Origin of the sequence: Psychrobacter sp. 2Y5, assembly GCF_051847375.1 — a bacterium.
Taxonomy (GTDB): Bacteria; Pseudomonadota; Gammaproteobacteria; order Pseudomonadales; family Moraxellaceae; genus Psychrobacter.
The window spans coordinates 420,442-444,344 of the sequence record NZ_JBPYDA010000001.1 but is presented as its reverse complement, the minus strand read 5'-3'; the positions used below and the strand labels follow the sequence as shown (position 1 = coordinate 444,344).

Sequence of the window (23,903 nt, the reverse complement as noted above, 5' to 3'; positions counted from 1 at the left end):
GTCGTACTTTAGGTATGATTCATCCCATACACAAATTAGCTTTTATCTGATGCTTTGGCAGACTGCCCATCAGGGTAGCAAAGGGGACAATCATGACACAGCCATTTACCTATTCTATATCCAGCATTCGCTTCGACGAAGACTATCAGCCAGCAGATAGCACGCGGCTGACGACGAACTTTGCCAATTTAGCACGCGGTGAGAATCGTCAAGAGAATCTGCGCAAGACCTTAACTATGATAAACAATCGCTTTAATGATCTAGCGCATTGGGATAACCCAACCGCCGATCGTTACACGGTAGAGGTCGATATCATCTCCGCTGATTTGGATGTTGAGGGCAATGGCGACACTTTCCCCGTTATTGAAACCTTAAAAACCACTATTGTCGATCATAAGACTAATGAGCGTATCGATGGGATGATCGGTAATAGCTTTTCCTCTTATGTGCGCGATTATGATTTTAGTATTGTGTTACCAGAGCATTTTGATAGTCACCCAACATTGCCGCCGCCAGCAGAGTTTGGCGTGCTGCATGGCAAGCTATTTCAGCATTTACTGCGCTCAGAGGTGTACCTCGAGCAGTTTGATAAGCAGCCGGTGATTTGCCTAAGTGTCTCAAGCACCAAGACCTATCAGCGCACAGGCAATCAGCATCCGGTATTAGGTGTGGAATACAAGCAGGACGAGTATTCGCTCACCGATGACTATTTTCATAAGATGGGTCTGACCGTGCGCTACTTTATGCCAGCGGGCAGCGTTGCGCCATTGGCGTTTTATTTCGCCGGCGATTTGCTCAGCGACTACAGTGATCTTGAGCTGATAAGCGCCATTAGCACGATGGAGACCTTTCAGAAGATCTATCGCCCGGAGATTTATAATGCCAACTCGACAGCAGCTCAGGTATATCAGCCAAGCTTAAAGTACCAAGATTACTCGCTAACGCAGATTGTCTATGATCGCGAGGAGCGCAGTCAAATGGCGGTGAAGCAAGGCAAGTTCACCGAAGATGACTTTATCAAACCGTATCAAACTATCCTTGATGAGTGGGCAGCAAGCTTTGTGCTAGACAATGATAGCGTGAAAAAACGCGCGGCTTAATGATTTAAATAACAAAAAATAGAGACAGTGAATATTATGACATTATTATTACCCACCTCAACCGCAGGCAGCTTGCCAAAACCCTCTTGGCTGGCCGAACCTGAGAAGATTTGGTCGCCTTGGGCGCTAGAAGGCGAGCAATTAGTCGAGGCCAAACAGGATGCACTACGTCTGACGTTGCAGGAGCAAAGACACGCTGGCATCGATATCGTTAGTGATGGCGAGCAGACCCGTCAGCATTTTGTGACGACCTTTATTGAGCATCTCGATGGCGTGGATTTTGCGCAGCGCGAAACGGTCAAAATTCGTGACCGCTATGAGGCGAGTGTGCCGACAGTGGTGGATGCGGTGAGTCGGCCCAGAGCCGTTTTCGTTGATGATGCCAAGTTTTTGCGGGCACAAACTGATAAGCCAATCAAATGGGCGCTACCTGGTCCCATGACCATGATCGATACGCTGTATGATAGCCATTATAAAAGCCGTGAAAAGCTCGCATGGGAGTTTGCCAAAATCCTTAACGCCGAGGCGCGCGAATTAGAAGCGGCGGGCGTGGATATTATCCAGTTCGATGAGCCGGCGTTTAACGTGTTCTTTGATGATGTTAATGACTGGGGTATCGCCACATTAGAGCGCGCTATCGAAGGCTTAAAGTGCGAGACGGCGGTGCATATCTGCTACGGCTATGGTATCAAAGCCAATAATGACTGGAAGAAGACACTGGGTTCAGAGTGGCGTCAATACGAGCAAGCCTTTCCAAAGCTGCAACACTCTAATATCGATATCGTCTCGCTTGAGTGTCAAAACTCGCACGTGCCGATGGAGCTGATTGAGCTTATTCGTGGTAAAAAAGTGATGGTCGGTGCTATCGATGTTGCCACCAACGAGATTGAAACTCCGGAACAAGTCGCGGATACCTTACGTAAAGCGCTACAATTCGTCGATGCTGATAAGCTCTATCCGTCGACCAACTGCGGCATGGCGCCATTGTCTCGTGAGGTGGCGCGCGGCAAGCTAGCAGCGCTGAGCGCAGGCGCGGCAATCGTGCGGCAAGAGCTGAGCGTTTAGCAAAACTTAACAATTACGAGCTTGTTTAAGCGTGCGCGTGGCCTCAGTTATAAGCATACTAATACAAATATGCTTATCAACTTAAAATTTGGAATTGCAGCAATGATGAAAGATAGGATTGAAGCCACTGATTTTAGAGATGCCATGGCGTTATTACCCACGGCGGTCAATGTGATTACCACAAACGGCCGATCTGGAACTCATGGGTTTACCGCTTCTGCGGTATGTAGCGTCACCGATAGTCCGCCGACACTGCTGGTCTGTATGAATCAGGCGGCGCGCTCACACGGGCATTTTATAGATAATAAAGTCTTGAGCGTCAATGTACTCAGCGCCCAGCATGAACACATATCCAACGCCTTTGCTTCCAAATTGTGTTCAGATCAGAGATTCGAGCAGGGGTCTTGGACTAAGCTTGCGACAGGCGCGCCTATTTTAGAAGATGCGCTGGTCAGCTTTGATTGTGAGATTGAGCACATTCAAGAAGTAGGGACGCATAGTGTGCTTATATGCCGAGTGGTCGCCATTAAACCTCCAGAATCGCAAAGTGGGCAAGATGAGAGTTTGGTATATTTTAACCGCGCTTATCATTACGTCGGTCAAGTAGAACCCGTCTAAAGGATGAAGGTCTCCCAAACTCTTATTGTCTCTTAGCTTATAGCTGCGCACGAAATATTTTTGAAATAGCATTTGCGTATACGATGACTCTGACTGGCCCCTAATAATTACTCCATTAATCACTATTCAACTAAGAAGATGCTATCCCGTGGAACTACTCATTTTTTTAATTATAGGCGCGCTAGCAGGATTCGCAGCCGGACTGTTTGGCGTGGGCGGTGGCACCATTATCGTACCGCTGTTATTTATCGTCTTTACCCAAATGGGCTATAGCCCTGACAACATCATGCATCTCGCGCTAGGTACATCGCTGGCGACTATCATCGTCACCTCGATCAGCTCCTTAATGGCACACAATAAAAAGGGCGGCGTCATGTGGCCGGTCTTTAAAAACCTAGCACCCGGTTTAGCCTTGGGTTGTTTTTTTGGCGCTGGGATAGCAGGGCAGATATCTGGGCTATATCTTCAGCTTATCGTTGGGGTGTTTTTGCTGTGGGTCGCCTATAAGATGTTTTTCGGTGTCAAAAAGAAAGTCGCTAGTCAGACTGATAATATTGGTGGGCTTGAATATGCTCAGACTGAGTTACCGTCAAAACCTAAGCAACTCGCGGCAGGCGGCGTTATCGGTATCGCGTCTGCCATCTTTGGTATTGGTGGTGGCAGCTTAACCGTGCCTTATCTCACTCGCTATAATGTCGTCATGCAAAAAGCGGTGGGCACCTCAGCAGCGTGTGGCCTGCCGATTGCCATAGCTGGCGCGTTAGGGTTTATGTTCTTTGGGATGCAGCAGCAAGTTGATGTGCCTAATACTGTTGGCTTTGTGCATATTTATGCGTTCTTGGGTATTGCGAGCATGAGCTTTTTTACCGCGAAGCTTGGCGCAAAGGTCGCGCATATCTTATCGCCAGAGATTTTGAAAAAGTGTTTTTCGGTATTATTATTTGTAGTGGGGATTTATTTTCTTTATAAGGGTTTGGTTTAGGGGTGGCTTAGGCGTCATTGATGAAGCTCATTGCCTTAAGGTCTCGTAAAACGGGTTCCAGTAAGCGTTCTATTTTGAATGGTCTATTGATTGATTAAGGCCCTTAATTAGGTGGTTCTGTTGAGTTATAGCCTATGTATTGCGCGGTGCAAACATAATAATAGCCATGCCTAAAAGTGCCACTGATGTACCTAATAGGTCCCATGTCGTTGGTCGAATATCATCGACAGCCCATAACCATAGAATTGCCATCGTTACATATACGCCACCGTAGGCGGCATAAACTCTGCCAACGGCGGTTGGATGTAAAGTCAGCAGCCAAACGAAGGCGGCCAAACTAAGCGCGCTTGGGACAAGCAGCCATATTGACTTACCCTCTCTCAGCCATAAGTATGGCAAATAGCAACCTACAATCTCTGCTAATGCAGTAATGACAAAAAGCCCAACGGTTTTTAATTCAGACAAAAAACTTACCCCTTTAGTCATTCATAATGTAGCGCTAGAGTTTATCATCTCAATGTAAAAAACATCCTCAAAAAATACACTGCTATGTACACTGAGCTGCTATAAATAATATAGGCTATTGTTATCAGTAGCCTGTATCCTAATTTTCAATTCCTTACTAGGGACTTGAATCTTCAGCACTCTCAACCCAAGAAAACTCCTCCAAAACCTTCATCCATTGCTCATCCAATCCTGCTTTTAAGAGTAACGGCTCACCAGTAACCGGATGGCTAAGCGCTAACGTCTGCGCATGCAGTAGCATACGCGCGCAACCATATTGACTCCGAAAAAATCGATTATGCCGTCCGTCGCCATGGCTAGTATCGCCCACAATATGATGAAAGATATGCCTCATATGCCGACGCAGCTGATGCTTGCGTCCGGTCTCAGGTATTAAGCGCACGAGGCTATAGCGCGTTGTATCATGCTTTTTTGATACCGCAAAGGGTAGCTCAATTTGTGCCAAAGATTGCCAATGGGTCACCGCCTCTTGCGCGGGTTTGTCCAAGTCCGCAAACTTATCGGCAATAGCGTCAGGCTTAAAGCTTAACGCATAATCAACCACTCCTTTCTCGGGCATAAACCCGCGCACTACGGCTAAATATTGCTTAGTAACCTTGTGCTTAGTAAAAGCCTCGCCAAGGCTGCGTGCAACGTTTGGGCTTTTGGCAAAGAGCAACACGCCTGATGTTGGTTTGTCTAACCTATGCACGGGAAACACGTGGCAACCTACCGCATCACGAGTGAGCTGCATAGCAAAGCGTGTCTCGCCTTTATCCAGCCAACTGCGATGCACGAGTAGACCCGCTTCTTTATTTATCGCTACTAGAAACTCATCTTCATAGATGATCTTTATTTGGTCGGTGGTGTCATTTTCTATATTCATGCTTTCAGTGCTTTTAATCTTAGCAGAGGTCGCCATAATAGTTTGCCTACTTCATATCAAATACTAAACAAGTGGTTGTGGCATGAGCATAGAGTTTGCCATCAGGCCCTACGATGCGACCTTCAGCAGTCGCTGTCTGCCGACCGACATGGATAGTATTGGCTTCGGCACGTACTAATGGGATATTTTTAGTCAAGGCACGAATCATATTTACCTTGATCTCAAGTGTGGTATAGCCTTTGCCAGCAGGTAGGGTTGAGTGAATAGCGCAGGCAACAGCAGAGTCAAGAATAGTACAAAACCAACCGCCATGTACGCTGCCTAATGGATTGTAATGTTGTTGACCGGGTCGACCTTGAAAAATGGCACTACCATCTGCTATATGGATGGGAATAAAATCAAGCGTCTCTCCTATTGGTGGTGAAGGGAAGTGACCAGCAAACATACCATCAAAAAATGCTTTACCATTGATACTGACCATTTTATTAGGTGTTATTACTCCTGCAGAACCTAACGTAGCCCGTACTTGCAACTCGTCAGCTTCCCAAGTGGCTGTCACATCGGTAGCGTCTATTTTTACATCATCCATTTTACTATCCTTTTTTATCATGTTTATATTTAAATGAGTGGTTATTATGATCTTAAAAACTTGCTCATATACTATATATTAAAAAGCCTCGCTACTATTAAGACAGTAGCGAGGCTTTTTTACGCTCGGTTTTTATGATTTGAACTATTCGACCGTCACTGATTTTGCCAAGTTTCTTGGCTGATCGACGTCGGTTCCGCGCATTACTGCCACATGATAGGACAATAATTGTACAGGCACGCTATAGACGATAGGCGCAAGATCCTCGCAAACATCGGGAACATAGACCACATGCAGACGATCTTCCGCTACCATCTTGCTTGATTCGCCAGCAAAGACAAACAGCTCGCCGTGACGCGCGTGCACTTCTTGCATGTTGGCTTTAAGCTTATCGAACATACTATCTTTTGGCGCGAGCACAACGATAGGCATGTCCTTATCCACTAGCGCTAATGGCCCATGTTTTAGCTCGCCTGCAGCATAACCTTCCGCGTGAATGTAGGAGATTTCTTTGAGCTTGAGTGCACCTTCAAGCGCAATCGGGAACTGGAGACCGCGGCCTAAAAATAGGCAGCTTTTTCTATCTTCGAAGTTCGTACTCATCGCTTTGATATCTTCATCAAGATGGAGGCTAGCGTACAGCTGACTAGGCAGCTTGTGTAGCGCGCCGAGTAGAGTCGTTAAGCGCTCATCGTCTAAACGCGATTGGATAACGCCAATCTTGAGCACCAGTAGCATCAACGCCACCAATTGGGTGGTAAATGCCTTAGTCGAGGCGACGCCAATCTCAGGGCCTGCATGCGTAGGCAGATAAATATCAGTCTCACGCACGAGCGACGAGGTCGGTACATTACATAAAGCTAAGCTGACAAGACCGGTAGGCGCTTGCTTTTGCGTATCGCGCAGTGCCGATAGTGTGTCTGCTGTCTCACCCGATTGTGAGATGCAAATCACTAAAGAGTGATCAACGACGACCGGATTGCGGTAACGAAACTCGCTCGCCACTTCGACCGAGCAAGGCAGGCGCGTTAAGTTCTCAAACCAATATTTGGCCACCATACCCGCGTGATAACTCGTACCGCAAGCGATGACTTGAATGTGGCGGATATCGGCAAGCTTGGACTCGTGACGCTGCAGAAAGTCTGATTTTAATTGGTAGCTATTTTGAGCTTCATGGTTTGTATGCTCGCTTGTGACACTGCTCTCTAGCGCCATCTCTAAAGTGCGTGATACGGCATCGGGCTGCTCATAGATCTCTTTGAGCATATAGTGCTTGAACTCGCCTTTATCGGCATTGTGCTGCTGGGCGTCAATCTCATTGATCTGACGATTGACCTCTGCGCCATCGGCATAAACGGTAACCTTATCACGCGTAATGCTAGCGATATCGCCTTCTTCTAGGTACATAAAGCGATTGGTGACAGGTAATAGTGCCAACTGATCAGAGGCAATAAAATTCTCACCGATACCGACACCAATGACCAATGGCGAGCCGAGGCGTACCGCGACAAGCTCCTCTGGGCAATCGACATGAACGATACCTAAAGCAAACGCGCCGTGCAGCATAGGAATGACGGCGCGAACCGCTGCTAGTAAGTCCTCGTTTTGGCTATATAAATCATTGATAAGATGAGCCACCACCTCAGTATCAGTCTGTGAGGTAAACTCATAGCCTTTAGCAATGAGATCTTCTTTAAGCTCGGCGTAGTTCTCAACGATACCGTTATGAACGACAGCTATTTTACCCGAAATATGTGGATGAGCATTGCGCTGTGCCGGCTCGCCATGCGTTGCCCAGCGTGTGTGTGCAATACCGATATGACCATCAAAGAACTGCGGATTGACTGCCACGGCATTGACCAATTCTTGCACTTTGCCCACTTGGCGCTCACGATGTAGTTCGTTATTACGAATCACCGTTAGACCGGCAGAATCATAGCCTCTATATTCTAAGCGTTTAAGCCCTTCTAGTAAGATATTAGCGATATTACGCTCAGCGACCGCGCCTACGATTCCGCACATAGTAATTCCTTAAATTCGATGTTTTCATTTTAAAGTGACAATACTTTGATATTTCGATAGCTATTCTGGTAAATTTCTTTAAAACCATATAGCAGTAAGCAGCACCACAAGTGTTGTCGCGCTGCTTATTTTTGGCCGGTATCGTGTTGCAGGCCGACTATTTAGCTACTGCTACTTTTTGGTCGGACGTTGAAAATTGTCTTTTTGTACTTGGCGTCCTCGGCCCAGTGCTAGCGCATTAGCATCGACATCTTTAGTGATGACTGAACCGGCTGCTACTGTCGAAGTATGACCGATAGTCACTGGCGCGACTAAACTTGAGTTAGAACCGATAAAGGCGTTGTCCTCAATAATAGTCTGCGACTTATTGACGCCATCATAATTACAAGTGATCGTCCCTGCGCCGACATTGACATCCGTACCGATAGTGGTATCACCGATATAGCTTAGGTGGTTTACCTTACTGCCTTGACCGACGACGGACTTCTTAATCTCAACGAAATTACCGATTTTGCTATGGTCAGAGAGCACCGTATTAGGACGTAGATGCGCAAAGGGACCGATATCCACGCCTGCACCGACTTTTGCTTGATCGATGACGCAGTTTGGCTTGATATAGCAAGCATTACCGATTTGCGAGTTTTTAATCACATTGCCAGCTTCGATGTAGACGTTATCACCTAACACGCAGTCGCCTTCGAATACCACATTGACATCGACAAACACATCTTGACCAGCGCTTAAACTACCGCGAATATCGACGCGGGTAGGATCGGCAAACTGTACGCCAGCCACTTGCAGGTCATGGACTAATTTATTCTGCCAAGAGCGCTCTAAACTAGCTAATTGTTGACGGTTATTGACGCCCTCAATCTCAAACGCATGTTCAGGCTCGATAGCGGCAATAGCGATGCCATCAGCGACTGCCATTTTGACAATATCAGTGAGATAGTACTCTGCTTGCGCGTTATCATTCGACAGCTTAGGCAGATATTTATGTAGTAGGGCATTATCGACGCAATAGATACCGCTATTGATCTCAGTGATCTGTTGCTCTGCGTCGCTGGCGTCTTTTTGCTCGACGATAGCTTCGATGTTACCGGCATCATCGCGCTTGATCCGGCCAAGTCCAAACGGATTATTCACTCTCAACGTGAGCATCGACATGCCATCGGTATTAGCGGATTGTAATGCTGATAGCGTCTGACGGCTGACTAGCGGTACATCACCATAAAGAATCAGACTCTGGCCTGTTTGTGGTAATTTATCCAAAGCGACTTTTACCGCGTGACCAGTCCCTAACTGCTCAGTCTGCTCTACCCAAGCCAAGTTATAAGTGCTCATCGCTTCCTTAACTTGCTCACCGCCAAAGCCATAAACCACGATAGTCTCGTCAACTGTCAAATGATGACAAGTATCTAGTACGTGGCTAAGTAAGGGCTTGCCGGCTAGGGTCTGCAGCACTTTGGGCTTAGCCGACTGCATACGTGTGCCTTTGCCGGCAGCGAGGATAATCACAGAAAGAGAAGATGTCATAATTACTCTACAGTTGTAACAAAATGTATTTTTAGATTATAGCTTAAAGCTGAATAAAAATCACATAAGCTTTGTATGGGTTTGGCTTCAAATTTTGCAGGAGGCATCTCATTGAAACTATAGCAGCACCCCAGCCATGATAATCAGCCAGACCACGGCAGCCATGATACCGGCGATAATATCATCGAGCATGATGCCTAAGCCGCCAGCGACTTTTTTATCCGCCCAGCCAATCGGCGGCGGCTTGATAATATCAAAGAAGCGAAACAAGATGAAGGCGATAATGAGCGCAAAGATAGCGATAGGTTGGCTAATATCTGACAAAAAGCTGGTGGTACTGACGCCTAAATAAGAGAAGGGCAGTAAGGTAATCCAAATACCTGCCCACTCATCCCAAACGATATGCGGATCGTCATGGACGCCCATCAACTTAGAGCTGCGATCACAGATCCAAACTCCAATCACACAGGATAAAATAGTAACTATCAGAAAAGTGGTAAACCCTAAGCTCAATAAAGGAATAGCGACAATCAGCCCACCAACGGTGCCCCAAGTGCCCGGCGCCCGGCGCGGCAGCCCACTGCCTAAACCCAAACCGAGCCAGTAGACGATAGTATCGAGCAGACTGGCATTAGTAGGCAGAGGCGGGCAGTCATTGGCCTTGCTAATGTCAGGCTTATGATGGTGGGGATTAGAAGAATCATCAGTCATGGGCTAACCTATAAAATGTTGATAACCCGTAAATGAGGGCAGCGAAGAAAAAGGGGCAGGATGAGCTGCGGTGACGGCTAGTCCATTATAAAATAACTGCGGCTGTGGTCGCGCCGAATCAGTCGCGGCTACTTCGCCGATACAGGTCACTGGTGTATTGGTTGTATGCTCAAAAGGCGGTGCGATATCAGCGGGCATCGTGAACGCCAATTCGTAATCATCGCCGCCTGCCAACTGGCATAATAAGCGCTCAGCTTCATCCGCCTGTAATAAAGGCTCGCTAGTTGGCAGCTTTTCTATATCGATACGCATGGTGACACCGCTTTGCTGACAGATATGCGAGAGGTCCTGATACAGGCCATCGGAGATATCTATCATCGATGTAGCGTCAGTCTTTGCAAGCGATGCGCCAAGCTGAATGCGTGGTGTCGGCATATGTAACCTGTGCGCTAACTGTCGCCCCGTCTCACTATCAGGATGATTGAGTGCATAAGCGGCGTCACCAAGCGTCCCTGAGACATAAACCTTGTCACCGACTTGTGCACCAGAGCGGTAGATAGCTTTCGTATCGGCCGCCAATAGGCCTTGCGCGCTTACGCTTAATACTAAAGTATCACTACGCGTGGTATCGCCGCCGATTAAGGTGACGCCAAACTGTTGGCAGGCATGAAACAAACCTTTAGCAAAGTCGCTCAGCCATGGCTCGTTTGCTAAGCGTTCAGGTAGTGCTAACGCTAGTAAAATACTATGCGGCGTCGCGCCCATCGCGGCGATATCTGAGACATTGACCGCGACGGCTTTATAGCCAATCTGAAAGGCAAGCTCATTGACTTGGCTCCAATCAGCGCCAAAGTGGCGGCCTTGTACTAAGGTATCGATACAACTGACCAAGCGTGCGCCTGCTGGCAGACTCATAACCGCCGCATCATCACCGATGGCTTTTTCTATACCAGCAGAAGGCGACTCAGCTTGCAGAGTTCGGAATATACGCTCGATCAGCTCAAACTCGTTCATGGCTAGTCTTTATTATTTGCTTCAGTGTTTTTTGCGTCATTATCAGAGATTGACGGTTGCACAGCCGCTTTTTTAATAGCTTGTTTGGTCGCAGTACTGGCTTTATTCGGGCGGTCGCGCTTAACGTTCGTTTTATTGGCGCTGATCCGCGGCTTATTAGAAGCCGTAGGTTTATCGGTAGGACTGGCAGCTAACTCGGTATCGGTGTCCGCTTGCGACACGGCTTGCGGCTGAGCGGCAGCTTTCTGCGCAGTGCGTTTATTAGCCTTAGTATCGGCGTCAACTTCAAGCGCGCGTAACTCAATTGCGAGTCTATCGAGGACGGCATTGATCAATTTGTGCGCGTCAGTCGCGCCAAAGTGATTATTGAGCTTCATCGCTTCATCAAGCACTACTTTATATGGGATCTCAAGACGGTTTTGTAGTTCGTAAGCGCCAATCAGTAAAATCGCGTGTTCTACGGTATCGAGCTTATCGACTTCGCGATCTAGATGTTGCTCAATCAAAGCGTCTAACGCTTCTATCTGCTCTGGGATATCACGCATCATCTCATGATAGTAGCCAATGTGCACGGTATGCATAGCATTGGTCGCACGCGTGCGCGCGGCGATATCATGCGGAGCGTTGTCTTTCCAGCCAAGCTTATCTGTGGTCTCAAAACGGCGATCAGTTACTAGCCACTCATATAAGCCTTGCATGGCAAAGCGACGAGCTTTACGAACTGCAGTATGGCTAGTCTTATAAGTCGACTCACTCATATCGAAGTTTTGTTCATCACTGCTAGTACCCGCGTGATCAGTAGAATTGATAGTAGTTTTTGCCGTCTTTGCTTCATTGATAGCGCGTTTGAGTTGGTCAGTCATGAAAAATACCTAAGGTTTAAACAAAAAGTTTAACTAAGTTAAAAAATAGCCAATAGAATGTTAAATAGTAGTCGACTAGCCAAGATAGCCAGTCAGTTTTAGAGCTATAACGCTATGATCCATTATCATAGCGTTATTTATAATTTAGTTAACGAGCTAGTTTTGCTAGATTAAGTCATCTAAAACTAAGCATCATCGCTATCGTCATCGATATCTAATTGTGATAATACGGCTAACATCTCTAGCACCACCATTGCCGCCTCAGAGCCTTTATTACCAGCTTTAGTACCTGCACGCTCAATCGCTTGCTCGATGCTGTCGGTGGTCAGTACGCCATTAGCGACTGGAATGTTATAGTCGATCGCGACAGCGCTTAAGCCTTTAGCAGATTCACTCGCGACAAAATCAAAGTGCGGAGTGCTACCACGAATGATCGCGCCTAAGGCAATAATGGCGTCAAAACGATCAGACTCTGCGGCGCGCTGGGCGACCAAGGGCAGCTCAAAAGCACCAGGGACGCGCACGACCGTGATATTGCTACCTAATACACCATGACGCAGGAGCGCATCGATCGCGCCGTCGACTAAGGACTCAACGACGAAGCCATTGAAACGACCGACGACGATACCGATACGCGCGTCTTCATTCTGATGCAAATTGCCATCGATATGAGTCACATCATTGCGCTGCTGCTGTAGATTTGACATAAAAATATCCTTTGATTTTAGTAGAAGTTATAGAGTAAGTTAACTATGCTTTTTATTAATTTTTTAAAAGTAGAATGAGCTAAAATAAGTGGTTGACTATGATAGCATTTTTTCGCGTTAAGGGTTTACTTAAGCGCCGATTATAAACGCATTTTAATACCTTGCGCTGCCATATACTGCTTGGCTTCTTGTACGCTGTACTCCCCGAAGTGAAAGATGCTCGCCGCGAGCACCGCATCAACACCGCCCTCAAGTACGCCGTCGACTAAGTGCTGTAGATTACCGACACCGCCTGAAGCGATAACCGGGATATTGACCTGATCGGTAATGTGCTTCATTAGCGCTAAGTCATAGCCTTGCTTGGTGCCATCACCATCCATCGAGGTGACCAGTAGCTCGCCTGCGCCGAGCTCCGCCATTTTGCGCGCCCAGACAACGGCATCGATACCGGTAGGCTTACGACCACCATGAGTGAAAATCTCCCAACGTGGCATTTTGATACCGTTAACGTCGATGTCGGCGACGCGCTTGGCATCGATGGCGACAACGATACATTGATTACCGAATTTTTGCGCCGCCTCGCCAACAAACTCAGGCGTGAAAACTGCCGCGGAATTGATCGCCACTTTATCAGCGCCAGCATTAAGCAAATTACGAATATCGCTAATTTTACGCACGCCGCCGCCCACAGTGAGCGGCACAAAGACACTCTCCGCCATACGCTCCACCGTATGATAAGTGGTATCACGCGCATCGCTGGTAGCGGTAATGTCCAAAAAGGTAATCTCATCTGCGCCTTGCTCATTATAGCGTCTAGCGACTTCGACTGGATCGCCGGCATCTTTAATATCGACGAATTGTACGCCTTTGACCACTCGGCCATTATCCACATCCAAACAAGGAATGATACGCTTTGCTAACATAGGGCCTTTCACCTTATAATCAATGCATCCAAGGCGCTAGTCTACCAAAATCGCCGCCATATCAGGCAGGTTTTCGCTAAATTTATCTGCTTTTAGTGACTGTTGACTCAGACAGCGTATAATTACTGGCATTATCTGCCAAATTCACCTTATTTTATTGCACAAGTGAGATATCATGTCTGTCTACACCCAGTTAACTGATGATCAATTTGCGGCCTTTTGCGCAAGCTTTGGCGTGTCCTTTGTCCGCGCTATTCCTATTACTCAAGGGATCAAAAACTCGAACTGGTTTATTCAGACTACCGATGATACTGAGGGCGATTACTCTTACGTTTTCACGTTATTCGAAGAGCGTCCACCGGAAGATATTGAAAAGATGGCGGTCATTCTCAATCAGTTAGACGGCAAACTACCAGTCGCGGCGCCATTAGCTCTCGTTGAGGACAGTACTGATACTAGTGAAGATAAACGCTATGTCATTCGTTATGAAGATAAAGCGATCACTATCGTCCCTTGCTTAGCAGGCGAGCATCCTAAGCAGACCACGCCAGCGATGTGTCATGAGATTGGCGCGGCATTAGCGATGCTGCATGAGACGCTGCAAGAATTGCAACCGGCGCATGATTATGGTGTACCTTTATATCCGTGGGATGAGGTGCGCGACCGCGAAATTCAGTTTATGCCAAGTGATGAAGCCAAGCTGATGCATGATATCTGGCAATCCTATAGCGATTTACCTTTAGCTGAGCTGCCGCAAGGTTTGTGTCATCTCGATATGTTCGCTGATAATACCTTATGGAATTTAGCGAAAGATAATGAGACATTAACTGGTCTGCTAGACTTTACTGAGGTCAGTGTCGAGCATTACGTAATGGATATTGCCATTACTATCAATGATTTTTGTACCACGTGGGGCGATGCCGAACAAGGCGAATCAGTAGACTTTGATCGCCAAAAAATGAGCGCTTATTTGCAAGGTTATGAGTCAAAACGTGCGCTGACTAATGATGAAAAGCAAGCCATGCCAGTGATGCTAGCCAAAGCGGCAGTGATATTTTGGCTACTGCGCCTCAACGTCATCTACTACAATCGTTCTGAGGGACGCACCGGCGACAACATCATGGTCAAAAACCCTGATCTTATGAAGCGCTTAGCCGCTTATCACTGGGCGCAGGTCGAAAAAGCGCAAGATTCGGTATTTGTGCTAGAGCATACCCGCTATGAGGACGATAATAGCGATAACGACATCGAAGATTTTAAACTCATAGGCGTGTTTGCAAGTTTAGAGCAAGCGCAAGCAGCGATAGCGCAATTAAGCACTCAGCCCGGCTTTAAAGATTATCCTAACGGTTTTCATATCGACGAATATCCGCTAGGTCAAATCAACTGGTCATCAGGGTTTGTGGTTTATTAAATCCTAGTTTATAAACCCTTATCCGCTCATAAAAATAGCTCTAGGACAAAGGCGTAGCTAACGTGACCCTACTAGTTATCCAAGCTTTGATCACAAAAAATGTCAATAAGGCGGCGGTTCGGCCCATAAGCAAGCGCGTGGTCGCAAGCCCTACACTGCCTAATTCTTCAACCCTTCACGCGGCACCCTCTAAGGATAACTCTATGACCGACCAAGTCGATAACTGGCATAAGCTAGCGCGCTACGATACCAATATGCAAGGCGAGCTGCACGCTAACTTGCTACGCAATAATGGTATCACCGTGTCCTTGCAACCGCTAAGCGCCATCCCCGGGATGAATTCTGGCGTCGTGCTGTGGGTAGAAATGAGCGATCTGGCGCAGGCTCAACGTATCTTAAGCGGCGTCGAGGGCGATAGTGATGGCGAGGCGTTACTCAATACTATGAGCGATGCAGAATTAGGCATCGTCTCAGATACGGCGATAAGTAGTACAAATTCAGATAATCAGGGCGGTAATCGATAAATGTGTCAGCTTTTAGGAATGAACTGTAATACCCCAACCGATATCGGCTTTAGCTTTGCCGGATTTCGCAAGCGCGGCGGCATGACTGACAGCCACGAAGATGGCTTCGGCATTGCTTTTTTTGAGCGTAGTGAATGCGCGGTGCAAAACGATTCTACTGGCCTACGTCTATTCCATGATAATCGTCCGAGTCACTTGTCTCCCGTTGCCGACTTAGTCAATAATTATCCGATAAAAGCGATGAATGTGATTGCTCATATTCGTAAGGCGACGCAAGGACAGAACTGCTTAGCGAATACGCATCCGTTCACGCGCGAAGTCTGGGGCGAGCAGTGGGTTTTTGCCCATAATGGTCAGATGAATAAGGCTTTTATCGAGCGCTGTCAGCGTTTACAAGATAATGGTAACGCCGAGCACTGCCAACCTGTCGGCTCGACTGATTCTGAAATGGCGTTTTGTTATCTCATTAATCGGCTAAAAAGCAGCTTTAAGTCGCGTCCCGATGATAAAACTTTATTTAATTTTTTGACTACTCAGTGCCGTTATCTGTCTGCCAATGGGCTTTTTAATTGCTTAATATCTAACGGACGCTGGCAATTGGCTTATGCCGGAAGCTTATTGTTTTATCTCACTCGTCAAGCGCCATTTGGCGAAGCGAAATTAGCCGACGATGATTTAGCCATTAACTTCGGCGATGTCACGACCGATACGGATAAGGTGACGATACTGGTGACGGTGCCTTTAACAGAAAATGAAAAATGGCAACAGATTGCGGTGAATGAATGCCTGATATTCCAAGATGGTGAGATACTGTTTAAGGACAGTCCTAGCCTACGTAAGTTTTTGACCATTGAGGAGGGAATAGCGATTGCAAGGTCGGTTGGGGCGAGTGTTTAGGGTTTATGGTAAATAACCACCACAACACCTTTTAAACTTTTCTCCAGAGCCGCAAATGCAGGGCTGTTTTTGACTAACAGTCATCGCTACTGTCGGATCTAAGAAACACCAGCGCTCATTATTAGATTCTTCTTTCACTTTTACGAAAGTAGAGCGCTCATGATGTGCTTGCTGCCCATCGGGCGTATCAAAGTAAGCTTTAAACTCAACCTGTGCGTGACGTTTACCAAGTTTTGGCGTGTGCCTGACGATCTCCAGCCCCGCCCAAGGCGTCTGCCTTGCCCATTCTTCAATCGCTGCAACATCAAGCAAACTTTGCTGCGCGGGCACGGTAGTCTTGACGATATACTCGGGCTTTACTAGTACAAAGGCGCTATAACGGGTACGCATCAGCCGCTCTGCGGTCTCAGCTTTAATGCTATCTAATTTATCACTACTGTCGTCAAGCAAACTATCATGATACGGTTGGCAACAGTCGCTATAAGCGATAGCTTGGCTCAAAAAACTTAAATTGCTTGAGACTTGGCAAGGGCATAAAGTCATAGTTTTCTCTAATAAGTATTGGTTGGTTCTAACGTAAATAATCTTCTAACAAAGCAGGCAATATCCCCATTTTTAATTGAGCCCAAGGAGCAGGATCACGTAGCTGTTGCCAAAACTCGGTAACGGGCGGCGCAAAATAGACCAATAGCGCAATGAGTACATACAATAACAGATACCACCATTTGTCTTTATGCTGGTAGAACTTCATCGCCGTACCTGATGAGCGCTTCATTCTCATGCCCATTAGATTGACGCTATAAAGCTCATCAAGAGCCAGATGCACCATAGCCCCGCCGAATAAAAACAAGCCAAAGAACCAGCTGGCTGTCAAAGCATTGCCCAAAACATAGTAGCTCAAACTCACCATGCCCAAACCCAATACTGCCATGTAAGGCACCGAATGAATAATACCGCGATGCACGGTAATACTGGTAAACAAATGAAAGACGATATAGCGCATAAAGCCATAACCGGCTAGCCATAATGCTATCAAGGCCACTAAGCTCAAGTCATCGCGCCAGTGCATCACTAGCCCAAAAGCAAACACAAAAGACGCCATGTTAAAACCAAGCTTAATCGGGGTCGAGTTATCAGAGTCCAAATCAGGGAGCAAGCCGCCCACAGTCCCGAGCGCTACACACAATAAAAAACCTGAATCCTCAATGAGCCCTGCTTTATAAACGGTCAGCGCCATGATACCGCTTACGGCAAAAGCGCCGTTTAGATGGGTGTTAAAATTTGCCATGTTTCTTTGCTATCCATCCTCTTAATAAAAGTTATCAGGCTAGTTTGGCAGGCGTTTACCTAGCGCCAAAAAAGCGCTCTATGATAGCATAGGCCACTTTGCTATAGGCTCTTAGATAATTATTGCGATGATGCTTCTATGACTACTTCTGCTTCGATAAATCACTATTTTTCTAGTGCTCATACTGGGCGTCAACTAGATGCCAGCTTTGCTACTATCGACTGGCAAGCGCCTTGGCTATATCATTTAAGTCAGCTGGACTATCTGCGTGCAACGATAAATAAGTTAAGCCGCTCAGCTGATAAACAGGCCGATTCTGATAGTCATAGTGATAATCATCAAACAGATATTATCGCTAAAGTATTAAACCAAGCGCTAACGCAGCAAGGCGAAGCGGATCAACAGTCGTTACCAAAGATTAAACCTAGCGCTGATAATCACCCTCACACTCTGCAGTTTGTCTCGCAAGACGCTTTACTAGAAGGCCAAGGCTACGAGCAGTTTATTGGTACGACCGGCAAGATTCCGACTCGCGATAATTTGCATGATTTATTTAATGGTAGTATTTGGCTGACCTTTCCCAAGACCAAAGCATTACTCAATTATCATCATATGCTCGAGATCACTAATGATAACAGCGAGCCTAATAACAGCAAAAATCGGGGGCGCGTGCGCGATACTATCACGGTGTTCGATGAGAATGGCGCAGTTTTAGTCACCGCTGATGCTAGCATTGGCAAGGCTTTGATTAACTTCGATTGGCAAAATAGTTTGGTCAAACCGAGAAGGAGTTGGGATAAGCCGGATGCTCCTAATAAAGACGCTAAAGCTGCAGTTTACATATTCGGTCACGCGTTACTTGAGCAATTGATCGAGCCACGTAAACCCTTATGCGCACATAGCGTGATCATTAATGTTGAACCAGACTTCTTTACCTTATCAACAGATGAACGTATCCGTTATCTAGATAATAAGCTTAGCGATTATATGGATGATTTGCTCTCTCAGCAGAATATCACCCCGCGTCAGCTTGCGCCTTTACCGATCTTAGGTGTCCCGCATTTTTGGTCTGACAATAGCGAGGTAGGCTTTTATGATGATAGTTTTGTGTTTCGCAGTGGTCGCCATCGGCAAAAATGATGGTAGCGGTAAATAATAAGCCGCCGCGCGCTTTGATATAGGACTCCTCTGGTTACGATTCTGCCACCATTTGCCTACGCCTAGGCGTTAACAAACGCCTGCTTATTTGCTATGGTAAAAGAACGCTGCTATTACTAGCGAGACGTTTGCCATCAGATTTTTAAGTCAGCACGTTATCCGTCTTAACGAATGATACTGTTTTACGAAACTCTATAGCTCTGCTCTTGGCTGCTAATAGCGTAATCAACAGATAAACCCGATCAACCCATTAGCCACCGTGATAACAATAAATTCATAATTTCTATTCTGTAGATAAGGAAGCTACCCATGAGTGATATTTTTAATGTAAAAGACACCTTGAGCGTCGATGGCAAGGAGCATGCTTATTATAGCCTGCCTAAACTTGCCGAGACTTATGACAATATTAATAAACTACCCTACTGCATGAAAGTCGTATTAGAGAACCTACTACGCAACGAAGATGATGGTCAGTCTGTGGGCAAAAATCATATCGAAGCGGTCGCTAATTGGGACGCTGGTGCTGAAGCGTCAAAAGAGATCGCCTTTATGCCGGCGCGAGTGGTATTGCAGGATTTCACTGGTGTACCCTCAGTCGTCGATCTAGCCGCGATGCGTGATGCAGTGGTAGAGCTTGGCGGAAAAGCCGAGCAAATTAACCCATTCATTCCTAGTGAATTAGTGGTCGATCACTCGGTACAGGTTGATGCTTATGGCCGCGAAGATGCGCTAGATCTGAATGAAAAAATAGAATTTAAGCGTAACAACGAGCGTTATGAGTTCTTACATTGGGGCAAAAACGCCTTTGAAAACTTTGTAGTAGTACCACCAGCCACGGGTATTGTGCATCAGGTCAACCTTGAGTATTTGGCTCGTGTCGTCATGGCCGCTGATGTCGATGGTGAGCTTACCGCTTATCCTGACACCGTGTTTGGTACCGATAGTCACACTACGATGATTAATGGTATTGGTGTACTCGGTTGGGGCGTTGGCGGTATCGAAGCCGAGGCGGCGATGCTAGGACAGCCGTCTTCTATGTTGATTCCACAAGTCGTTGGTTTTGAATTAACCGGTAAGCTTAATGAAGGGGTTACCGCGACCGATTTAGTATTACGCGTGGTCGAGATGCTACGTGCTCATGGCGTCGTGGGTAAGTTTGTTGAATTCTTTGGTGAAGGCTTGCATAGCATGCCGCTTGCCGATCGTGCGACGATTGCCAATATGTCACCAGAGTATGGTGCGACATGTGGTATTTTCCCCATTGACCAAATGGCAATTGATTATCTGCGTCTATCGGGCCGCGAAGAGAGCCAGATTAAGCTGGTTGAAGAATATGCTAAAGCGCAAGGCTTATGGCATGACGCCGATACCCCTGCAGCGACTTATTCTAGCAAATTAGAATTAGACCTATCCTCCGTCCAGCCGGCACTAGCGGGTCCAAATCTGCCGCAGCAGCGTATCAATTTATCTGATATGCATGAAAAGTTTGGCGAGACTCTAGAAAAAATGACTAAAGATCGAGAAGCTGAAGTTAAAGGTAAAGTCCGTTTCGATCAAGAGGGCGGCGAGCAAGAGCAAGCCGATAGACTCTATGCCAAGCCCAATGTCTTTTCCGACGTCAATATCAATGACAAAAAGCACAAACTGCGTGATGGTTCAGTCGTTATCGCCGCGATTACCTCTTGTACCAACACCTCAAACCCTGCGGTAATGATTGGTGCAGGACTCGTCGCCAAAAAAGCGGCGGCCAAAGGTCTTACAGCCAAGCCTTGGGTCAAGACTTCACTAGCACCTGGTTCAAAAGTGGTCACTGATTACCTAGAAAAAACCAACCTAATGGATGAGCTTGAAAAGACGGGCTTTTATCTGGTCGGTTATGGTTGTACCACTTGTATCGGTAACTCAGGACCACTGTTAGAGTCTATCGAAAAAGGCATTGAAGAGAACGACTTAGTTGCCTCTGCTGTCCTTTCTGGTAACCGTAACTTTGAAGGCCGTATTCACTCGCATGTCAAGGCAAGCTATCTTGCGTCACCACCACTTGTTGTCGCTTATGCGCTAGCAGGTACGGTCGATATCGATTTGACTACGCAGCCATTAGGACAAGACCAAGATGGTAATGATGTGTATCTCAAAGATATTTGGCCGACGTCAGATGAGATCAATGAGCTGATCGCCAATAACATCGATGCTGATATGTTCCGTAAAAACTACGGCGAAGTATTCGACGGCGGTAAAGCTTGGAACGCAATCACCTCAGCCGATAGCCAGTTATATCCATGGGATGAAGGCTCAACTTACATCAAGAACCCACCATTCTTCGATGGTATGACCATGGAGCCTGAAGGTATCCCCGATATCGAAGGCGCGCGTATATTAGGTTTGTTCGGTGACTCGATTACCACCGACCATATCTCACCTGCTGGTAATATCGATCCTGATTCTCCTGCAGGCAGATACTTGCAAGAGCGCGGCGTCATGGAAGCGGACTTTAACAGCTATGGTTCGCGCCGTGGTAACGATGCGGTTATGACCCGTGGTACTTTCGCTAATATCCGTATCAAAAACCAAATGATGGATGGTAGAGAGGGCGGTTATACTTATTACTTCGAAGGCGACAAAGCGACCTTAGCGGATGGTGTTGAGATGGCTATGTACGACGCGGCGATGAAGTATAAAGAAGATAAGCGTCCGCTCGTTGTGCTTGGCGGTGCGGAGTATGGTTCAGGTTCAAGCCGTGACTGGGCAGCTAAAGGTACCATTCTGCTTGGTGTAAAAGCGGTATTAACCACTTCATTTGAGCGTATTCACCGCTCAAACTTAGTGGGCATGGGCGTGTTGCCATTGACCTTTAAAGAGGGTGAAAGCGCAGAGACTTACAAGCTTGACGGCTCAGAGGTCATTAGTATCACAGGTCTCGACAATGGCGAGAGCAAAACTGCTCAAGTGACTGCTACTCGTGCTGATGGCTCAACTGAGAACTTCGAGGTCAACGTCGGTCTACAGACGCCAAAAGAGCGCGAATACGTCCGTCATGGCGGCGTACTGCATTATGTATTACGTCAGCTAGCAAGCGAGAGTAAAGACGCGGCTTAATGGTGAAATAGAGTTAGAATGAAAGAAGGCCCAATCTTGACGATTGGGCTTTTTTTTGTCTGGTCGTTTTGTGGTGGTGGCGCTTATTCTTCTAACTCTAAACCCTCTCTGTCAACAACTTAATTCCCAAACCAATAAACACAACCCCGCTGATCTTATTTAAGATAGTCTCAATCGCTGGATTTTCCCGCAAGCGCTGACTAAATCTTGAGGCCAGTAGTGCTAAGCATAAGCACCAAACTAGACCGGTGACAGCAAAGGTGAGACCCAAGATCAAGAACGATAGCGTGCTATGCGCGTAGCTTGGATCGATAAACTGCGGAAAAAAAGCCAAGAAAAATAGCGCGACTTTTGGGTTAAAGGTATTGGTTAGTACACCTTGCTTATATATTTTTCCATAATCTAATGACTTTACTTGCGCGGCTTTGTCATTATTGAGCAAGCCGTCTGCTATGACAGCATCCGACTTTTGCGTTAACATTTTAATCCCTAGATAGCATAAGTAGATGGCTCCAATATATTTAACAATGGTGAAAGCTAACGGTGAGTTGGCTAAGATAATGGATAAGCCAAGTGCTGCTAGTACCGTATGCACCAGAATGCCAGAGACGATACCTAACACCGAATAGAGTCCCGCTTTATTGCCTTGTGCCACACTACGAGTGATGATGTACATGGTATCTGTGCCTGGGGTAATATTTAACAAAATACCAGTCAGAATAAATCCCCAGTAGTTTTCGATACCAAACATAGCACAACACCTTTTGCTTATGGTTATTATTTTAGTCTATGACACTGTCAGCTTATTTATTATACAAATGATTTATTATAGACATGATTGAGAAGATACTTTTGAAGGACGCTAGCGGCTGCTGTCAAACAGTGTGTTAGATATCCCTTAAAAATAGCAAATACTGACGCTAAATCCACAGATAAACCACCCTTTATACGCTTAAAAAGTTATCATCAACTTATTTTTATTGCTTTAAATTCTCTTTAGCAATATTGTCCATCTATCCTATCAGACAACCGCCAAGCTGAGTAGCTCATGAGTAGACGCGATCTTATTATCTTTATTAGCTTATCCTTTATGTGGTCGCTATCCTTTATATTTTATAGAGTCGGCGTACCTGAGTTTGGCTCTATGTCGTTTGCCAGCTTACGAGTTGTATTTGCCGGCGTCACGATGCTCGCTTTTGTTGCGTTCAATCCTTCCCATTTAATTGCGGTCCGACAGCACTGGAAGCTGCTTACCGTAGTGGGCCTGATCTCTACAGCAATTCCGTTTGTTTTATTCTCTTATGCCGCTCAAGCCGTCAATGCTGGCGTGCTCGCGGTGCTCAATGCCGCGGTTCCGATGATGAGCGGCTTTATCGCCAGTACATTCTTCAATGATAAGCTCTCAAAAAAGCAGACCTTAGGTTTATTTATCGGCATCGTAGGCGTCGTGATCTTAATGAGTGAAAGCTTGTTTGGCGGTGCGGCTACGGAATTAAGCTCAGGGCTGTTACCGATGGGCTATGCGCTATTAGGCTGTGTGGGTTATGCAGTAGGGGCAAACGTCACTAAGAACTATTTGCAAGACACCTCGCCTGTCGCTATTACTATTGGCGCTATGCTAATTGCTAGTGTGGTAATGCTACCAGTGGCGATTTATGAGTTTCCGTACGGTCAGAGTATTAGTGTTAAGGCTTGGGTATCTGTCGTTTGTATCGGCGTATTCTCAACCGCTATCGCTTTTATCTTTATCAATGAGCTAATAAAAAGTATTGGGCCGATGCGCGCGACTAGCATTACGCTAGTGATTCCAATCTTTGCTATTATATTTGGTTATATTTTATTAGGTGAGGCTTTAGATATGCACGCTATTATAGGCTCAGCGGTGATACTTATCGGCACTTACTTATCTTTGAACTTGTCTTTGGCTAGCTTTACTAAGTCCTCGCAGTCATTAGACGTAGAGCGTTAATAGCATTATACAAAGTGTCTTGACGCATAAAAAAGCT

23 protein-coding genes are annotated in these 23,903 nt (G+C 46.4%); 10 read left to right on the top strand and 13 right to left on the bottom strand.

All coding sequences use genetic code 11. The features are described from left to right. The first annotated feature begins 92 nt into the window (after nucleotides 1–92). The 4 genes from ACS8E3_RS01930 to ACS8E3_RS01915 all read left to right on the top strand — a co-directional run bounded on the left by ACS8E3_RS01930 (nucleotide 93) and on the right by ACS8E3_RS01915 (nucleotide 3,765). Nucleotides 93–1,100 carry a DUF1852 domain-containing protein gene (locus ACS8E3_RS01930; RefSeq protein WP_439240629.1) on the top strand — a complete coding sequence of 336 codons (1,008 nt, stop codon included), beginning with the start codon at nucleotides 93–95 and terminating at the stop codon, nucleotides 1,098–1,100. A 36-nt stretch (nucleotides 1,101–1,136) separates the two neighbouring features. Next, complete coding sequence (locus ACS8E3_RS01925) at nucleotides 1,137–2,165, top strand: methionine synthase (protein WP_439240627.1); 1,029 nt, start codon at nucleotides 1,137–1,139, stop codon at nucleotides 2,163–2,165. A gap of 105 nt (nucleotides 2,166–2,270) precedes the next feature. Beyond that, a complete protein-coding gene (locus ACS8E3_RS01920; protein WP_439240693.1) occupies nucleotides 2,271–2,783 on the top strand; it encodes a flavin reductase in 513 nt (170 codons plus the stop codon). Nucleotides 2,784–2,931: 148 nt separating this feature from the next. After that, a complete protein-coding gene (locus ACS8E3_RS01915; RefSeq protein ID WP_439240625.1) occupies nucleotides 2,932–3,765 on the top strand; it encodes a sulfite exporter TauE/SafE family protein in 834 nt (277 codons plus the stop codon). A 132-nt stretch (nucleotides 3,766–3,897) separates the two neighbouring features. On the opposite strand, the gene ACS8E3_RS01910 is transcribed toward ACS8E3_RS01915, so the two are convergent. From ACS8E3_RS01910 to hisF, 10 genes are all read right to left on the bottom strand, one after another. After that, complete coding sequence (locus tag ACS8E3_RS01910) at nucleotides 3,898–4,230, bottom strand: YnfA family protein (RefSeq protein WP_439240623.1); 333 nt, start codon at nucleotides 4,228–4,230, stop codon at nucleotides 3,898–3,900. A 157-nt stretch (nucleotides 4,231–4,387) separates the two neighbouring features. Continuing rightward, the gene (gene truC / locus ACS8E3_RS01905; RefSeq protein WP_439240690.1) at nucleotides 4,388–5,155 is read right to left on the bottom strand and encodes a tRNA pseudouridine(65) synthase TruC; all 768 of its coding nucleotides are present in this window, start codon (nucleotides 5,153–5,155) and stop codon (nucleotides 4,388–4,390) included. Nucleotides 5,156–5,201: 46 nt separating this feature from the next. Continuing rightward, entirely contained in the window at nucleotides 5,202–5,744 is a 543-nt protein-coding gene (locus ACS8E3_RS01900) for a PaaI family thioesterase (protein WP_439240620.1), read from the bottom strand. Between the two features lie 144 nt (nucleotides 5,745–5,888). Continuing rightward, nucleotides 5,889–7,766: a glutamine--fructose-6-phosphate transaminase (isomerizing) gene (gene glmS / locus ACS8E3_RS01895; RefSeq protein ID WP_439240618.1), complete on the bottom strand. Its 1,878-nt coding sequence runs from the start codon at nucleotides 7,764–7,766 to the stop codon at nucleotides 5,889–5,891. Between the two features lie 171 nt (nucleotides 7,767–7,937). Continuing rightward, the gene (gene glmU / locus ACS8E3_RS01890) at nucleotides 7,938–9,302 is read right to left on the bottom strand and encodes a bifunctional UDP-N-acetylglucosamine diphosphorylase/glucosamine-1-phosphate N-acetyltransferase GlmU (RefSeq protein ID WP_439240616.1); all 1,365 of its coding nucleotides are present in this window, start codon (nucleotides 9,300–9,302) and stop codon (nucleotides 7,938–7,940) included. 117 nt (nucleotides 9,303–9,419) lie between these two features. Next, nucleotides 9,420–10,013 carry a phosphatidylglycerophosphatase A family protein gene (locus ACS8E3_RS01885; RefSeq protein WP_439240613.1) on the bottom strand — a complete coding sequence of 198 codons (594 nt, stop codon included), beginning with the start codon at nucleotides 10,011–10,013 and terminating at the stop codon, nucleotides 9,420–9,422. 3 nt (nucleotides 10,014–10,016) lie between these two features. Then, the gene (gene thiL / locus ACS8E3_RS01880; protein ID WP_439240611.1) at nucleotides 10,017–11,027 is read right to left on the bottom strand and encodes a thiamine-phosphate kinase; all 1,011 of its coding nucleotides are present in this window, start codon (nucleotides 11,025–11,027) and stop codon (nucleotides 10,017–10,019) included. Nucleotides 11,028–11,029: 2 nt separating this feature from the next. Then, nucleotides 11,030–11,890: a transcription antitermination factor NusB gene (gene nusB / locus ACS8E3_RS01875; protein ID WP_439240609.1), complete on the bottom strand. Its 861-nt coding sequence runs from the start codon at nucleotides 11,888–11,890 to the stop codon at nucleotides 11,030–11,032. A 185-nt stretch (nucleotides 11,891–12,075) separates the two neighbouring features. Further along, a complete protein-coding gene (gene ribH / locus ACS8E3_RS01870) occupies nucleotides 12,076–12,597 on the bottom strand; it encodes a 6,7-dimethyl-8-ribityllumazine synthase (protein ID WP_439240607.1) in 522 nt (173 codons plus the stop codon). 140 nt (nucleotides 12,598–12,737) lie between these two features. Further along, nucleotides 12,738–13,520, bottom strand: coding sequence for an imidazole glycerol phosphate synthase subunit HisF (gene hisF / locus ACS8E3_RS01865; RefSeq protein ID WP_439240605.1), 783 nt, complete (start codon nucleotides 13,518–13,520; stop codon nucleotides 12,738–12,740). Nucleotides 13,521–13,695: 175 nt separating this feature from the next. Here hisF and ACS8E3_RS01860 point away from each other — a divergent pair, with 175 nt between their 5' ends. From ACS8E3_RS01860 to ACS8E3_RS01850, 3 genes are all read left to right on the top strand, one after another. Further along, nucleotides 13,696–14,934: a homoserine kinase gene (locus tag ACS8E3_RS01860; protein ID WP_439240603.1), complete on the top strand. Its 1,239-nt coding sequence runs from the start codon at nucleotides 13,696–13,698 to the stop codon at nucleotides 14,932–14,934. Between the two features lie 62 nt (nucleotides 14,935–14,996). Further along, nucleotides 14,997–15,458, top strand: coding sequence for a hypothetical protein (locus ACS8E3_RS01855; RefSeq protein WP_439240601.1), 462 nt, complete (start codon nucleotides 14,997–14,999; stop codon nucleotides 15,456–15,458). Further along, entirely contained in the window at nucleotides 15,459–16,355 is an 897-nt protein-coding gene (locus tag ACS8E3_RS01850) for a class II glutamine amidotransferase (RefSeq protein ID WP_439240599.1), read from the top strand. 3 nt (nucleotides 16,356–16,358) lie between these two features. Here the strand turns inward: ACS8E3_RS01850 and ACS8E3_RS01845 are convergent, their stop codons facing one another. Beyond that, the gene (locus tag ACS8E3_RS01845) at nucleotides 16,359–16,898 is read right to left on the bottom strand and encodes a YchJ family protein (protein WP_439240597.1); all 540 of its coding nucleotides are present in this window, start codon (nucleotides 16,896–16,898) and stop codon (nucleotides 16,359–16,361) included. A gap of 28 nt (nucleotides 16,899–16,926) precedes the next feature. Further along, nucleotides 16,927–17,643, bottom strand: coding sequence for a metal-dependent hydrolase (locus ACS8E3_RS01840; RefSeq protein WP_439240595.1), 717 nt, complete (start codon nucleotides 17,641–17,643; stop codon nucleotides 16,927–16,929). Between the two features lie 138 nt (nucleotides 17,644–17,781). Between ACS8E3_RS01840 and ACS8E3_RS01835 the strand changes: the two genes are divergently transcribed. Both ACS8E3_RS01835 and acnA read left to right on the top strand, forming a co-directional pair. Continuing rightward, nucleotides 17,782–18,783, top strand: coding sequence for a DUF3025 domain-containing protein (locus ACS8E3_RS01835; RefSeq protein ID WP_439240592.1), 1,002 nt, complete (start codon nucleotides 17,782–17,784; stop codon nucleotides 18,781–18,783). A gap of 327 nt (nucleotides 18,784–19,110) precedes the next feature. Then, nucleotides 19,111–21,897 (top strand): aconitate hydratase AcnA, encoded by a 2,787-nt coding sequence (gene acnA / locus ACS8E3_RS01830; protein WP_439240590.1) that lies wholly within the window; start codon nucleotides 19,111–19,113, stop codon nucleotides 21,895–21,897. Between the two features lie 97 nt (nucleotides 21,898–21,994). On the opposite strand, the gene ACS8E3_RS01825 is transcribed toward acnA, so the two are convergent. Then, nucleotides 21,995–22,648 carry a LysE family translocator gene (locus tag ACS8E3_RS01825; protein ID WP_439240588.1) on the bottom strand — a complete coding sequence of 218 codons (654 nt, stop codon included), beginning with the start codon at nucleotides 22,646–22,648 and terminating at the stop codon, nucleotides 21,995–21,997. 297 nt (nucleotides 22,649–22,945) lie between these two features. On the opposite strand from ACS8E3_RS01825, the gene ACS8E3_RS01820 reads away from it, so the two are divergent. Then, nucleotides 22,946–23,866, top strand: coding sequence for a DMT family transporter (locus ACS8E3_RS01820; RefSeq protein ID WP_439240586.1), 921 nt, complete (start codon nucleotides 22,946–22,948; stop codon nucleotides 23,864–23,866). The last annotated feature ends 37 nt before the right edge of the window (nucleotides 23,867–23,903 follow it).

Coding starts and splice junctions, on each gene's coding strand:
- ACS8E3_RS01930 (WP_439240629.1), top strand. CDS start 93: ATGACACAGCCATTTACCTATTCTATATCCAGCATTCGCTTCGACGAA.
- ACS8E3_RS01925 (WP_439240627.1), top strand. CDS start 1,137: ATGACATTATTATTACCCACCTCAACCGCAGGCAGCTTGCCAAAACCC.
- ACS8E3_RS01920 (WP_439240693.1), top strand. CDS start 2,271: ATGAAAGATAGGATTGAAGCCACTGATTTTAGAGATGCCATGGCGTTA.
- truC (WP_439240690.1), bottom strand. CDS start 5,155: ATGAATATAGAAAATGACACCACCGACCAAATAAAGATCATCTATGAA.
- ACS8E3_RS01900 (WP_439240620.1), bottom strand. CDS start 5,744: ATGGATGATGTAAAAATAGACGCTACCGATGTGACAGCCACTTGGGAA.
- glmS (WP_439240618.1), bottom strand. CDS start 7,766: ATGTGCGGAATCGTAGGCGCGGTCGCTGAGCGTAATATCGCTAATATC.
- glmU (WP_439240616.1), bottom strand. CDS start 9,302: ATGACATCTTCTCTTTCTGTGATTATCCTCGCTGCCGGCAAAGGCACA.
- ACS8E3_RS01885 (WP_439240613.1), bottom strand. CDS start 10,013: ATGACTGATGATTCTTCTAATCCCCACCATCATAAGCCTGACATTAGC.
- thiL (WP_439240611.1), bottom strand. CDS start 11,027: ATGAACGAGTTTGAGCTGATCGAGCGTATATTCCGAACTCTGCAAGCT.
- nusB (WP_439240609.1), bottom strand. CDS start 11,890: ATGACTGACCAACTCAAACGCGCTATCAATGAAGCAAAGACGGCAAAA.
- ribH (WP_439240607.1), bottom strand. CDS start 12,597: ATGTCAAATCTACAGCAGCAGCGCAATGATGTGACTCATATCGATGGC.
- hisF (WP_439240605.1), bottom strand. CDS start 13,520: ATGTTAGCAAAGCGTATCATTCCTTGTTTGGATGTGGATAATGGCCGA.
- ACS8E3_RS01860 (WP_439240603.1), top strand. CDS start 13,696: ATGTCTGTCTACACCCAGTTAACTGATGATCAATTTGCGGCCTTTTGC.
- ACS8E3_RS01850 (WP_439240599.1), top strand. CDS start 15,459: ATGTGTCAGCTTTTAGGAATGAACTGTAATACCCCAACCGATATCGGC.
- ACS8E3_RS01845 (WP_439240597.1), bottom strand. CDS start 16,898: ATGACTTTATGCCCTTGCCAAGTCTCAAGCAATTTAAGTTTTTTGAGC.
- ACS8E3_RS01840 (WP_439240595.1), bottom strand. CDS start 17,643: ATGGCAAATTTTAACACCCATCTAAACGGCGCTTTTGCCGTAAGCGGT.
- ACS8E3_RS01835 (WP_439240592.1), top strand. CDS start 17,782: ATGACTACTTCTGCTTCGATAAATCACTATTTTTCTAGTGCTCATACT.
- acnA (WP_439240590.1), top strand. CDS start 19,111: ATGAGTGATATTTTTAATGTAAAAGACACCTTGAGCGTCGATGGCAAG.
- ACS8E3_RS01825 (WP_439240588.1), bottom strand. CDS start 22,648: ATGTTTGGTATCGAAAACTACTGGGGATTTATTCTGACTGGTATTTTG.
- ACS8E3_RS01820 (WP_439240586.1), top strand. CDS start 22,946: ATGAGTAGACGCGATCTTATTATCTTTATTAGCTTATCCTTTATGTGG.